At 43.5% G+C, this 12939-nt stretch carries 11 protein-coding genes; 3 read left to right on the forward strand and 8 right to left on the reverse strand.

Translation table 11 applies throughout. The features are described from left to right. Window positions 1–335: 335 nt before the first annotated feature. Together V8Q34_RS13330 and V8Q34_RS13335 are read left to right on the forward strand one after the other, a co-directional pair. Window positions 336–1076, forward strand: a complete 741-nt coding sequence (locus V8Q34_RS13330) for a lysophospholipid acyltransferase family protein (RefSeq protein WP_103731459.1) — start codon at window positions 336–338, stop codon at window positions 1074–1076. 141 nt (window positions 1077–1217) lie between these two features. Beyond that, complete coding sequence (locus V8Q34_RS13335; RefSeq protein ID WP_335835764.1) at window positions 1218–2576, forward strand: MATE family efflux transporter; 1359 nt, start codon at window positions 1218–1220, stop codon at window positions 2574–2576. Window positions 2577–2842: 266 nt separating this feature from the next. On the opposite strand, the gene V8Q34_RS13340 is transcribed toward V8Q34_RS13335, so the two are convergent. The 8 genes from V8Q34_RS13340 to cas3 form a co-directional block, all read right to left on the reverse strand. Beyond that, complete coding sequence (locus V8Q34_RS13340) at window positions 2843–4567, reverse strand: AAA family ATPase (protein WP_335835647.1); 1725 nt, start codon at window positions 4565–4567, stop codon at window positions 2843–2845. Between the two features lie 381 nt (window positions 4568–4948). Beyond that, window positions 4949–5239 carry a CRISPR-associated endonuclease Cas2 gene (gene cas2 / locus V8Q34_RS13345; protein WP_033141982.1) on the reverse strand — a complete coding sequence of 97 codons (291 nt, stop codon included), beginning with the start codon at window positions 5237–5239 and terminating at the stop codon, window positions 4949–4951. Between the two features lie 8 nt (window positions 5240–5247). Further along, complete coding sequence (cas1c, locus tag V8Q34_RS13350; RefSeq protein ID WP_335835648.1) at window positions 5248–6279, reverse strand: type I-C CRISPR-associated endonuclease Cas1c; 1032 nt, start codon at window positions 6277–6279, stop codon at window positions 5248–5250. Continuing rightward, window positions 6276–6944 carry a CRISPR-associated protein Cas4 gene (cas4, locus tag V8Q34_RS13355; protein WP_118743660.1) on the reverse strand — a complete coding sequence of 223 codons (669 nt, stop codon included), beginning with the start codon at window positions 6942–6944 and terminating at the stop codon, window positions 6276–6278. Before cas4 ends, cas1c begins: the two co-directional genes overlap by 4 nt. Continuing rightward, the gene (cas7c, locus tag V8Q34_RS13360; RefSeq protein ID WP_335835649.1) at window positions 6941–7831 is read right to left on the reverse strand and encodes a type I-C CRISPR-associated protein Cas7/Csd2; all 891 of its coding nucleotides are present in this window, start codon (window positions 7829–7831) and stop codon (window positions 6941–6943) included. The genes cas4 and cas7c overlap by 4 nt, the downstream gene beginning before the upstream one ends. After that, window positions 7815–9611 carry a type I-C CRISPR-associated protein Cas8c/Csd1 gene (cas8c, locus tag V8Q34_RS13365; protein WP_256129517.1) on the reverse strand — a complete coding sequence of 599 codons (1797 nt, stop codon included), beginning with the start codon at window positions 9609–9611 and terminating at the stop codon, window positions 7815–7817. The genes cas7c and cas8c overlap by 17 nt, the downstream gene beginning before the upstream one ends. Continuing rightward, entirely contained in the window at window positions 9608–10267 is a 660-nt protein-coding gene (gene cas5c / locus V8Q34_RS13370; RefSeq protein WP_033141978.1) for a type I-C CRISPR-associated protein Cas5c, read from the reverse strand. The genes cas8c and cas5c overlap by 4 nt, the downstream gene beginning before the upstream one ends. Before the next feature lie 111 nt (window positions 10268–10378). Then, window positions 10379–12517: a CRISPR-associated helicase Cas3' gene (gene cas3, locus V8Q34_RS13375; RefSeq protein WP_335835650.1), complete on the reverse strand. Its 2139-nt coding sequence runs from the start codon at window positions 12515–12517 to the stop codon at window positions 10379–10381. Window positions 12518–12658: 141 nt separating this feature from the next. On the opposite strand from cas3, the gene V8Q34_RS27545 reads away from it, so the two are divergent. Further along, window positions 12659–12823: a nitrous oxide-stimulated promoter family protein gene (locus V8Q34_RS27545; RefSeq protein ID WP_158587334.1), complete on the forward strand. Its 165-nt coding sequence runs from the start codon at window positions 12659–12661 to the stop codon at window positions 12821–12823. Window positions 12824–12939 lie beyond the last annotated feature (116 nt).

Below are 12939 nucleotides of genomic sequence, written 5' to 3' on the forward strand. Positions count from 1 at the left end.
TTTGGAATATAATGACGATTTTTCGCGGGGATTTTCGTTAGAATAACAGGATTTGTTAAAAACTTCTGTATATGGAGAGATGCTTTTGGCCGGAGTTGTGTATTTTCTGTATATTAGGGCTAAATATGGCTTGCATCCCTTTCCTGTTTTCCGTATAATATAAGAAGTTCCAGGTATTGGATACGGCACATCATATATAAAATTTCCGGCCAGGTATGCCTACGGCATATCTGGTTTCTTATCCAATAACATATACCATAAATGGCATCCCGTAATTTATGGCACAGCAAGTGTGCCCCGTAAGGTATACCAAACGGTATAGAAAGGTGAGTGTTATGTTCCGCTTTATTCTTGTATGCATTGTAGTTGTAGGATTTCTTATTTTATCCATTCCGATCCTGCTGGTTGAATGGGTGATCGGTAAATTTAACCGGAGGGCAAAGGACATCAGCTCCCTGCGCATTGTCCAGGCAGTTTTCAGATGTGTCCTTAAGATTACAGGGTCTGATATCCAAATCATCGGCCATGAAAATGTCCCCCATGACACGGCAGTCCTTTACATAGGAAACCACAGAAGTTTCTTTGACATTCTTCTCACCTATGTCCTGTGCCCGGATCTGACCGGATATGTTGCCAAAAAAGAAATGGAGCCGATTCCCCTTTTGTCCAGCTGGATGAAATACCTGCACTGTCTGTTTCTGGACAGAAAGGATATCAAAGCGGGTATGAAGACCATTCTGACTGCCATTGATGAGGCGAAAAACGGCGTTTCCATCTGCATCTTCCCCGAGGGAACCAGAAATAAAAATGAAAGTGAACTGGATATGCTTCCCTTCCATGAAGGCAGCTTTAAGATAGCCACCAAATCAGGATGTCCTATTATCCCTATGGCGATCACCAATTCCGCTGAAATTTTTGAGGCACATTTTCCTAAGATCAAACCTGCTAAAGTGATCGTGGAGTATGGAAAACCCATTTATCCGGACCAGCTTTCAAAGGAAGATAAAAAACGTCTGGGGGCGTATACACAGGAAACTATTTTGAATATGCTGAAGAAACACAGGGAAGACTTCTGAAGGTAAAATTTTATAGTTTATACTGCAGTTTATCGTAAAAAACGCTGTTTCGGTTATTCTATTATTATAGAAGGAATACCGAGGCAGCGTTTCTGGATTAAACAGAAGAAAAATGCCGCAGAAGAGAGGGACAAAAGAATGATGAAGAAGAAAACATACAATATGCTGACAGACCCGCCCGGGCGCTCGCTGCTGTTTTTTGCGCTGCCTATGATTTTAGGGAATCTTTTTCAGCAGTTTTATAATATCGCAGATTCTGTGATTGTTGGAAATTTTGTTGGGGAACGGGCGCTGGCCGCTGTAGGTGCCTCTTATGCGATTACAAATGTATTTATTGCCATTGCTATCGGCGGAGGGATTGGAAGTTCTGTGATCATCTCCCAATGTCTCGGCGCAGGAAAGAAAGGCAAAATGAAGACAGCCGTATTCACCACGCTTATCAACTTCCTTGTGGTGAGTATTTGCCTGGGAGCGCTGGGACTTTTCCTGAATCACCGGATTCTGGGATGGGTGAATACGCCCAGAGAGGTTTTTTCGGACGCAGCGCTTTATCTGGCTGTATATTTTGCCGGGCTGCCGTTTTTGTTTATGTATAATGTGGAGGCGTCCATTTTCAATGCGCTGGGAGATTCCAGGACGCCGCTGTATCTGCTGATATTTTCCTCTCTGCTGAATATTTTCCTGGATATGTTGTTTGTCATACGGTTTCAGCAGGGGGTGAGAGGGGTTGCTGTGGGTACTCTGATTGCTCAGGGAGTGTCTGCTGTAATTTCGTTTGGGCTGCTTCTGCGGAAGCTGAAGAGGTATGAAACAGATGAACACTGGCGTGTATATGATGCCGGGCTTATGTTTTCCATGGTAAGGATTGCGGTTCCCTCTATTATCCAGCAGTCTATTGTGCAGATTGGGATTCTTCTGGTTCAGTCGGTTGTCAACAGCTTCGGAGCTTCTGTGCTGGCCGGTTATTCCGCGGGAATGCGAATCGAGTCTATCAGCATTGTGCCTATGCTGGCTATGGGAAATGCCATGTCCACCTTCACTGCCCAAAATGTGGGTGCCGGACAATTGGAACGGGTGAATAAGGGATATCGGATGTGTTATGCAGCGGTGCTGAGTGCCGGGGCATTTCTGTGTATTCTCTATCAGTTGTTTGGGAATGTGTTCGTCTCAGCGTTTTTGGACGCCGGAAACGGAAGTGCCGCTTTTCAGACGGGGCTGGATTATGTGAAGTTTCTTTCGTTCTTTTACGCTTTTATCGGGCTGAAAGCATCCACAGACGGACTGCTGCGCGGGGCCGGGGATGTGAAGGCTTTTACAGTGGCTAATCTTGTGAATCTCTCTATCCGGGTGATCGTGACAAATGTGTTCGCGCCGGTGTATGGCATTCAAGTGGCATGGATGGCTGTGCCTATGGGGTGGGCGGCCAATTATGTGATATCGTTTGGGTGGTATTTGACGGGGAAATGGAGGAGGAGATGGGAGACTGTTGGGGTAAGATGAAGTTTTGCTGAATGCGGGTATATATGATATAAATGAAAGACCTGGGTTTATCAGGGGGATACCGGTATTTCTCGGGTCTGCACTGCTGTTAAGATTGGTTTGAGGATTCCCTTCCACTATGGGGGTGGGGAATCCTCGTTTATTTTGATGGAACTATCTCCAGTGGTTATGGTACTTGATTATCTTTACGTGAGCTTTAAGACGGCCTATGATATTGATCATTCTACTAAGTTATTCATAGACTGCGTAAATAAAATGCAGGCGGTTCATTCCACCATAACTTTGCAGCGCTTTTTGCAGCATGCTATTCCAAATTTTAATATGTGATTTAGCCCGATTGCTTTTAGCTCTTCTGTATAGTTTTTCTCCTTAATTTGCCGCAATGCCTGTCTGCATCCCACCTCAAGGTTGGAGTCCTCAGAATATTTTAACTCTACCACAATGCCTAAATCTTTTTCTTCAATTTCTACAAGTATATCGCTGTAACCATCTCCGGATTCACGATTGGACCATACACCCCAGCTATCCTTAAATCCAAGCAGTCCCAGCAAAATCCCATGATAAAAATTCTCTTTTCTATATTTTCCCACAAAAGTATCTCTGATACTGATAGTTTTTCTAAGATAGGCATTAAAGTACATTTCCACTCCTGCTGCATCACCATTTTCAAATGCATCGCAGAACATATTTAATGTATCTCCATCTCTCTTCGTCATATCCTGGAACCATTCCATAATCTGTCTCGTAAATATCTTTCTCACTTCCTGGTTAGGAATTACCAGGTTAAATATATCATCATCAGATTTTCCCTGCTGTGTCAGATACCCTGTAGTAAACAGAACACTCCATATATTATCTGTATCGCTGTACAATTCACGATAGGTTAATTCCTGCCGGATTTCTTTTCTAACTGCTTTCCCCTCAACCAGGCGCTCAATCTCACGTTTTGTTGTATTGCTTTCCGCATTTTCTATAAAGTATCTGACAGACTGATTGCTGCTGGTATTGGACCAGTAATCCTTTGGCTGTACTTTGGGATCAAATCTGAGTTCATCACAATAGCATATCACATCCCAGGGACAATAAACATGAACATCACCAAAACGATAACCGTCATACCAATCCTTTATAGTTTCATAGGACGCAGTAAGTCCATAGTATTCCAAAAGTTCTCTTACTTCTTTATCTGTAAATCCAAAGTATTCATCAAACCGGACATCCGTGATGGAAAGCACTTTCATATTATTCAGCCCGGTAAAAATGCTTTCCTTTGACACCCGCAGACAGCCTGTTAACACAGCAAACTGCAGGCTGTCGTTAGTTTTTAATACCTGCTCAAACAGATTGTGTATCAACATAATCATCTCTTCATAATAGCCATTATCAAAGGCCTTTGCCAGGGGGACATCATACTCGTCAATCAGTATAATGACTTTTTTGCCATAATGTTTCTGCAGCAGCATGGATAGCGTCTGCAGACTTCCCATCAGCAGCGTGTCTGACATAGTAAAACCCTGCCTGTTGCTTTCATCCACTGCAGTCAACTGATTGTACTGCATTTTTTCTTTCTCGTTCAGGTTATTGCTTTCGGATAAAAAATAGAACCTCAGCGCTTCATTCCCAATAATGGAACGCATCATATCCCGCGCAGCTGCAAAATCTATGCCGTTTACACCTTTCAAGCTAATTGAAATAACTGGAAATGTGCCCATATATTCTTTGCAAAGGCTTGTTTCTTTTGAAATTTCCAATCCATTAAATAACTTTTCTGTATATGTTATGTCACCCTCAATGTCCAAAAAGCTTTTCAACATACTCATGTTAAGGGATTTGCCAAAACGTCTGGGGCGTGTAAAGAGATTTACTTCTCCCCAATTATATAGAAGGTCTTTGATCAGACCTGTTTTATCAATATAATAAAAATCTTCTGTCCGAATTTTTTCAAAGTTCTCTATTCCAATTGGGAGTTTCTTTTTTATTGCTGTATTCATCTTTATGCTCACCTCTTTCTGCAAGGTCTGGTCACTAAATTTGAATTCACGCTATTGCGCAGGTGATGACAAAATTCAAACAATTCAAACTTTTCTTTGATAGAGGCAAGACATTTCAATCCACACCACCGCGTAGATAGTGACATAGTAATGTATACCAGAATCATGACCGATTCCGATTTCAATCCACACCACCGCGAAGGTGGTGACAGCAAAAATGCCCAAATTTCATAGCTATTTTTGTATAAAACTCCTAATTAATAGACTCTTTCACACTAATCTCACCACCCCTTTCCCTTCTATTCCTCCTTTTTCCATCACCCAACACCCCAAAATATGGTGCGAATCTCCCAATGTTTTTCTGTTCACTTCCTATTCGCACTAGAAAATCAAAGTCGAGTCCGCTGCTATCCCCCTGTCAACTCCCATATGCTCCACTTTAGTCTTATAGTTATTCCCCAAATAATAAAACCTGAGGCTGTCAACTTCCTTATCAATAATATCCCCCAATACAGCCTTCAATGAAACACACTGTGTGTTATCAAGAATGCATTCAAAAACAGAATTCTGCACCCGTCTTCCATAATTAACACATTGTTTTGCAACCTTTCTTAGACGTCTTTTCCCGGCATCTGTCTCAGTATTTACATCATATGTAATCAAAACCAGCATCCTCTCACCTACTTCCAGAAAAATGGCGGGTACTCATCTAAATCTTCCCTCAGATAACGAGCCAAAAGCATTGCCTGGGCATATGGTATCATTCCCCACTCCACTTTATCACCCAAATACGGATGTGTGATAACATCTTTCTTTTTATTCTGCCACTCTGTCAGCAGCAGCTTCCTGCATTTATCACTGATCAATACCGCGCCATCTTCCTTAACAGAAAAATCCTTCTTATTCACCATCTTTCTATTGATCATGGTGAGCACAAAACGATCCACTAAGACAGGCCGCAGTTCCTCCATCATATCAAGTGCCAGCGAAACCCTTCCGGGCCTATCTGTATGCATGAATCCCACATACGGGTCCAATCCCACACATTCCAGTGCCGAAGCGCACATGTTCGTCAGCAAAGTATAAAAGAATGAAAGCATTGCATTTACATTATCTAATGGTGGTCTCCGGTTTCTCCCTTCAAACTTAAAGTCTTTTTTCTGCTGTAAAATCAGTTCATTAAACACACCAAAATAAACGCTTGCCGCTTCCCCTTCATATCCTCTCAACTGTTCCATACTTGTACAGCTCTTCACATAATTTAAGGACTGCTGCAAATTGACAGAGGCACGTTTTACCTCCTCAACATCAATCTGAAGTGCGTGATCCCTTATTGCTCTTTCAAGAACCCACCGGGAATTATATATTTTCCCTAAAATGCAATTACGGGCAATTACAAGACTTGCCTCATCTTCTTCGGAAACCTTGTACTGCTTCTTTCTCAAAACAACATTTCCTCTAACATTACCAGTCACTCTTGCCAGGAATCTGCCCTGGGGTGTCATAAAACAAAGTGAAATATTTCTTTCCGCACATCCTCCCATAAGTGCCGGGCTTGCACCTCTGTAGCCAAAAGAAACAATGGCTTCCAGATTATGCAGCGGAACTCTTCCCACTTCCTTTTCCTTATCAAGCACCACTACATTTTCTCCATCCAGGGAAAGGTATCCGTCGGGAGAGGTGATATATAACGTATTCAGCAATTTCTTCATTTGTCATCCTCCCCAATGGCAGATTTTATATATTCTTTTACTGAAGCCGCTTTTCCTAATTTCGGCAGACAGATGTCTTTCAGGGAACATGCGTTACAGCTTTTCGACCATTTAACCTTTGGGGTATATTTTCTGTCAAAATACTGATGCATTTCTGAAAACATGGTTCTCACCTGTTCCTTCAACTCATCGGTAAATTCTATTCTTTCCCGCCTCTTTATCTCTCCATAGAAAACGGCTCCCTCAGCGATCGTACACGACAGCATTTCCTCCAGACACATAGCCTGGGCTGTCAACTGGAGAATATCTATCTGCGTATCTTTCGGTTTCCCCCTTTTATACTCAACGGGATAGACCTGAAAGGTCCCTCGGTGCCCGTGAAGCGTGATTCCCTCCTCAGCCCGACGGAATTCCACAATATCACATACACCGCTGACCCCCATCTCCCTGGAATGTACGGGCAGCCCTCTGCTGATTACCACATCATTCCTTTTCTCTGAAGAATATGTGTCATGTGCTCTCTTATGAAGTAATTCCCCCTCCACAGTCCGGACATTTTCCTGCCACTGCTGCTCAACATGTATTAATGCCCACTGCCTTCTGCAAAAAGCAAAATGCTGGATTCCTGAGAGCATCAGGTAATCCTCTTCTTTATATTCCTTCATATTTTTCTTGAAATCTCCACTGTTTCCGGAATCTGATCTTCATGGATTTCAACGCTGTAATCCTGATATTTTCTGGGATAAATCACATCCTCATGTTTTCTGACCTCAACTGCGTCAAATAATTTATATGCCGGACAGTCTCCGAATTCTTTGCTGTGTTTAAAAATAATAAGCTCACGCACCGCCATCTTTCCTCTGGCGGCAGAATGATCGATCTCAAACATATTGATAATGGCCTCCCAGAGAAGTTCCAGATCATCCTCTGTAAATCCGGTCACCTTTCTGGCCAGGTTCGCTGAAATATATCCTTCCATTCTGTAAAGCGCATATGGAATAATATTCTTCCTTCCCATCTCTGTGCTCTTATTTTCTGCATCCTTTTCTGTTGTGATCGCAACGCGGGTTATGGTCACTTCCTGACTCACGACCGGGTCAATACTCCTGGCAAATCCAAGCTGTACAGGGCCTCTGACCTGCCCGCAGTTGAGGGCAGCTTTTACAAATGTGGTCATGACAGCTCCAAACGTACGGATATCAAAGAAGTTGCCGCACATAAAATCGCGTATCTTTTTATCCACATCCGGATCCTTCTTCTTTAACTCCTTGATTTCCTTCTCATTTGTCTTCAAATATTCGTAGGCGGTATTATCACTCCGATTAAGCGGTATATCCTCTTTAATATAAATTTTATACCCTTCCTCTTCTTCCTTTACTGCCTCCACATAATTTCTTATCTTTCTTTTGATACACACATCTGTGACAATCCCATATCCGCTTTCCGGATCGATACGGGGCAGATTACCTGCATCCGGGTCCCCGTTTGGATTTCCGTTTTCCACATCAAATAAAATCACGAACTCATACCTGTTTTTAATTATCTCTGACATCCTGTGCTTCCTCCTTATCCTTTTTCTCATAACGTTTTTGGTTCTGATGATAATATCCCAGTATGAACATTCCCTGTTCTTCCAATGAAAGCCTTCTGGGACAGGGAACCATCTGCTCTTCTGTTACCGGCATTTTATCCTGCAGTTCGCCCAGCAATTTCTCAAAATAAACAACTTTACCATGGTTAGAAATCTTTCTGATATGGCTGTTCTTTAATTTGAACAATACAGGGAAAATGGCTGCCGGTGTGGCACAGGCTGAATTAAAATATTTGTCCTTGATAGTCGCATTGATTCCCGGGTTTGCCTCTTCCTGAATTGCTTCCAGCACCGCAAATTCCCGGCCCAGTGTATAAGCTACATTTTTGCTGTTCTCGTTCAGACTCACAGTTATCTCCTCCTCCTTATCATATCCATTACGGATCAAATACGCCTTGATAATAGATGCCCTGCCCTTTGTGATCTTATGTATATGGCTGTCTTTATCATCCTGCTCTGCCCTGATCCTGCCCATTACGCCCTGGAACAGGGATGCCGGATACTGCCCTCCGGAAATGATTGCCCGGTATACAGCTCCGGCCATATTTGCGGTTGGCTTCTTATCCCTGGATTTTTTATTTACGGTTTCCTGAAGCATACGCCAGACACCCATATAACGCATTTCATCTGCTGCCGGCCGTACAATATCCATCCTGTCATAATGTTCTTTCAAATGTCTGAGGATGTTTCCGAAACTGTCCTGGTAGAAAAAACGCACTGCAATCCTGGCCGCATTCGGAGCAAGTCCCAGGATATAAAAACGCTGGTCCAAGGACAAACTTCCTTCCACTTCCTCCACGACAATAGGCTTACCCATTTCCAGACTATTAAACACACCCGCTACAATCGCCTGATTGTCAACTGTAGGTTCAACCGCTCCGCCGAATATATTTTGATATATTTCTTCACCATCCTCAGCCCAGTATACAACTGTTGTATCACCGATCTGGCTTGTATGGGACTTATCCGCAAGGAGATGATTAAGGGCTGTTGTATATGCATATGCCGCATAGGTCCCCACAGGCGCATTGTAGCCCTGTTCTTTCCCGAAAGACTCAAATGCCGGTGCGTTAAAAGATACAAGTGCCGCACCGCTGGACTGTGCCCCCGGCACTCCTTTGATCAACCCATGAATTCTGGATATTTCTGTCTTCTGCCCGGTCACAAGACAGATTCCTTCATTGTCCGTTTCAGCGCCGTCTCTGTAGATTTCCCAGGCTTCTCTCACATCATAATCATTCTGCACCCAGTCACCATCTACACAGAAGATCAGATTTGCCCCGGCTATCATCTCTTCCAGGCTATCTGCAAGCGCAGGATGTTCTGCGGCACCGCCCGGATTCCAGCTTTCAAAAAAATTCCGGACTGCGGCAGCAGCGTTTCCTTCCACCCCATCCAATATTTCCAAATGTTTTTTCTTTGCCGCAGCGAAACATTCTTCTGAACGCTTAGGTTTCCCTTTATTATCGATTCCCAGGAAATATCCCGAATTATCACACAAAAAGTTAGATGATACCCCGGAAGAACGCGTCACCATCTCGGGCACTCTCAACAGCTGCGGCTCCATTACCGTTTTCTTGCCCTTCTGCTTTTCTAACTTAAGAGGAATCACGCGTAAAAGCTCACCTTTTTCAGAAATATCCAGCGCAAAGGAGACTTTGGCTGTACACCATCCCGGGCTGGTGATTTTCTCTTTCTTTTCCAATGCCTCATAATATCTAACCAATGACTGCAGGATCATCTGACCACCTCGCAATCCCGTACGTCAAGTACACCATTTTCCATGACTGCCCTAAAAAACATAGGGGTGATATCCTCCGGGTTCGAGTAGTCAAAATCATACAGCATGTACCCTAAATCCTTTACTGTATCCGGATAAGCCGTCTCTACCGCCTCTTCCTCAAAAAGCTCAAAGTTCACCGGAAATTCCCTGCATCCGAAATACGGCATATGATAACATTGCCCTCTGCGCAGACGCCTCATAATAATGTCCTTAAATTTGCCGCAGTTGTCCGTCTGATTTGCCTGGTCAGTCATGTCAAAATGCGCCTCAATCACATATTCCACATCCTGCAGCAGAATGGCAGCCCTCTGTACGATCTCTTCCTTAGTGCTCAGGTACAACGGTTTATTTGCCCCATTTATAACACTCAATACATTTCCGGCCTGCACTTTGCTTTTTACTTCATTACGTCGGATACTGGTAAACTGTATGGGTTTTCTGACGTAAATCTTGTCTATCACCCAGCGAAGGCCGGGATGCCAGTAGATGGCTTCCAGAATCCCTCTTGCAGCCGACGGTGTAATGACATCGTAACTGCAGCGCTCAACTTTCATTTCCGGCCGGGAAAACAGTGCCCTGTCCCCCCAGACTCTTACGCGCACACCATGGCTCATGTCTCTCCTCCTCCCGTTAATCTATTGGAATCTATATTCTGAGTTCTGCCTGCATACCTGGTATGGATGCTGCCGGGATCACACTGCAGAAATCTATTTTTCTGTCCGTAATCACCCAAACAATGCATCTCCTCTCTCGGCTTTGACAGTCAGGCCTCTGTCTTCTGTGTAAAACTCTTTGCTGCGCAGCACATAGAAATCCGTGTCAATATCTGTGCACAGCGCTTCCAGCATACCCGCCCCGTCCAGATTATTGAAATCATTTTCATAAACATTTACACAATACTGCCCTGCAGCCCTGAATAATTCCCTGGAATGTTCTCCCCTTCTCAACCGTTCCGCAATATCTGCGGCTTCCTCCTCCATATCCACCAGAATCGTCTTGGTTTCTGATTCAATAATATGGAATTTACCTGCCACATCTGCAAACGGAAAACTAAAAGACGGGATTCCCTTTTCAAAATCCTCAAGAATACTTTTGGTATCCAGACCTTCTCCCCGGAAACGGTAAAGTCTCTTGAAATATTCGTGGATTGCCTCCGGCGATGTGATGTCTTCATATTTTCCCGTAATTTGTTTCGCTACAGATATGGGCAGCTTCAACTGCGCAGGAATATGAATATCCTCATCCTGCTCCAGGGTGAAAACCATTGTATCACAATCCACTCTGTTCCTGTTCCCCTCCCTATTGCATCGGCCTGCTGCCTGAATCACAGAATCAATTCCGGCAAGCTCCCTGAAAACAGAGGCGAAGTCAAAATCAACACCGGCTTCTACCAGACTCGTTGCAATCAGCTTACACGCCCTTCCATCCTTCAGCCTCTCTGTTATTTCTTTTAATATCCTTCGTCTGTGCGCGGGATACATATAGGTGGATAGGTGATATACATCTTCTCCCTTCAGGGATTCAAAGACTCTCTGAACACGTTTTCTGCTATTTAGGACGCATAATACCTGATCTTTTTCTTCAAGATATGAAATCAGATCTTCCTCTGATATCTCACCAATATTTATGACTTCTGTTCTTTTGAAGAACTCATACTGTCCCTTAACATTTGGGCATATCTCCTCTGCTTTCATAAAGTCCGGGAAAAAATCTTTCAGTGCCGGCTGTGTCGCTGTGCACAGAACCGCGGTACAGTGATAATTATAGATCAGTTCACTTATTGCCCGGATGCATGGCTTCAGGTAATTCACCGGGAGCATCTGCGCCTCGTCGAAAATGATAACGCTATTGGAAATGTTATGAATTTTACGACATTTAGAAGATTTATTTGCAAAGAGGGATTCAAAAAACTGGACGTTTGTGGTGACTACCACCGGTTTATCCCAATTTTCTGCCGCCAACTGCATGTTTTCCAGTTCCTCGGTATTGTCACAGACTACACTGCAGTGGTTTTCCAGGACATTCCTGCTGCCCAGGATTTCTTTAAAGACCCGGGCGTTTTGTTCTATGATGGACGTATAGGGAATGACGTAAATAATACGTTTCAGATTATGCTCTCCTGCATGCTGCAGGGCAAATGCCAATGACGATATGGTTTTGCCTCCACCGGTGGGAACTGTCAGCTGATAAAGCCCCTGCTGCTTTTTACCTTTTTCCAGACACGCCCGCAGAATGGCTGAACGTCTTCCATCCACTGTATTTTCATCATAATTTGTCAGCCAGGAGGCTATATGCTCATACAGCCTGTCAAACAACTGCTCTATAGAATCATAATTTCCTCTGGTATTGCTCTCCGGCCTCATAAAATGCTCCGTATCCAGATAATCTGCATCTACCAGACAGGAAAAGAGCATACGGATAAAAAAAGCTGCGCTAAACCCTCCTCGTCCTATAGGTTTCAGCGGCAGGGCCGGAAATGCCGGTATTTCAATCTCTTCCTTAAAAGCCTGATAATCTTTCAGTTCTTTTTTCATTCTTCCATAAAATGTTGCCGGTTCTGCAGGTGAACCGCCGTCTGGCAGACCGGAATGATGACCGGCTACACAATATGCCTGCATGACATTTTTATTGCGGTATAGTTCCTGAGCACCCGCAGTTGCATGATCGACTTTCGCACCTCCGCGCAGACGCTTCTGAAATTCAGCGGAATATTTTCCGATATCATGAACCAGACCACAGCCGTACCCCCATTCTTCACTGTCAAAAGAAGCTGCAAATTCAGCGCTTAATTTAGCGACTCCCTCCAAGTGTTCTCTGATGGTCTGTTCTCTTAATTTATCATCACTTATATGGGCTAAATACATTTATCTTCCTCTATTTTATCTCTCGGTTACATTTCCATTATACACCATGTATACATTTTGCACAATATTTATTGTATTTCATTGCTGTATTACGTCACTTTTACTATATTAATCGTGTACTTATTCAAAATTGAGTGTTTGGTGGTCTTTGATATTTATTATATAAGCAGAATTGAGGAATACGCCCGGAAACAAACAGATAAATGCCCCTTCATAAAGCCAAAGACATTCTGCAGTGCCTATAAAGTCCACTGCTATTCCGAAGAAATGAAAAGATGTGATAAAGAAGTGATGAAATATGCCTGACTCAGAATGCTGTTCCATCATCCTGTTTTTGCCGTCCTGCATGGATATGTAACTTCAAGGCAAAACACAAAGAGTAAAAAACACAAATGCCAACAGATGAACCCGCCTGCAGACCA

This window comes from Blautia sp. JLR.GB0024, assembly GCF_037000545.1.
Lineage (GTDB): Bacteria > Bacillota > Clostridia > Lachnospirales > Lachnospiraceae > Blautia > Blautia celeris.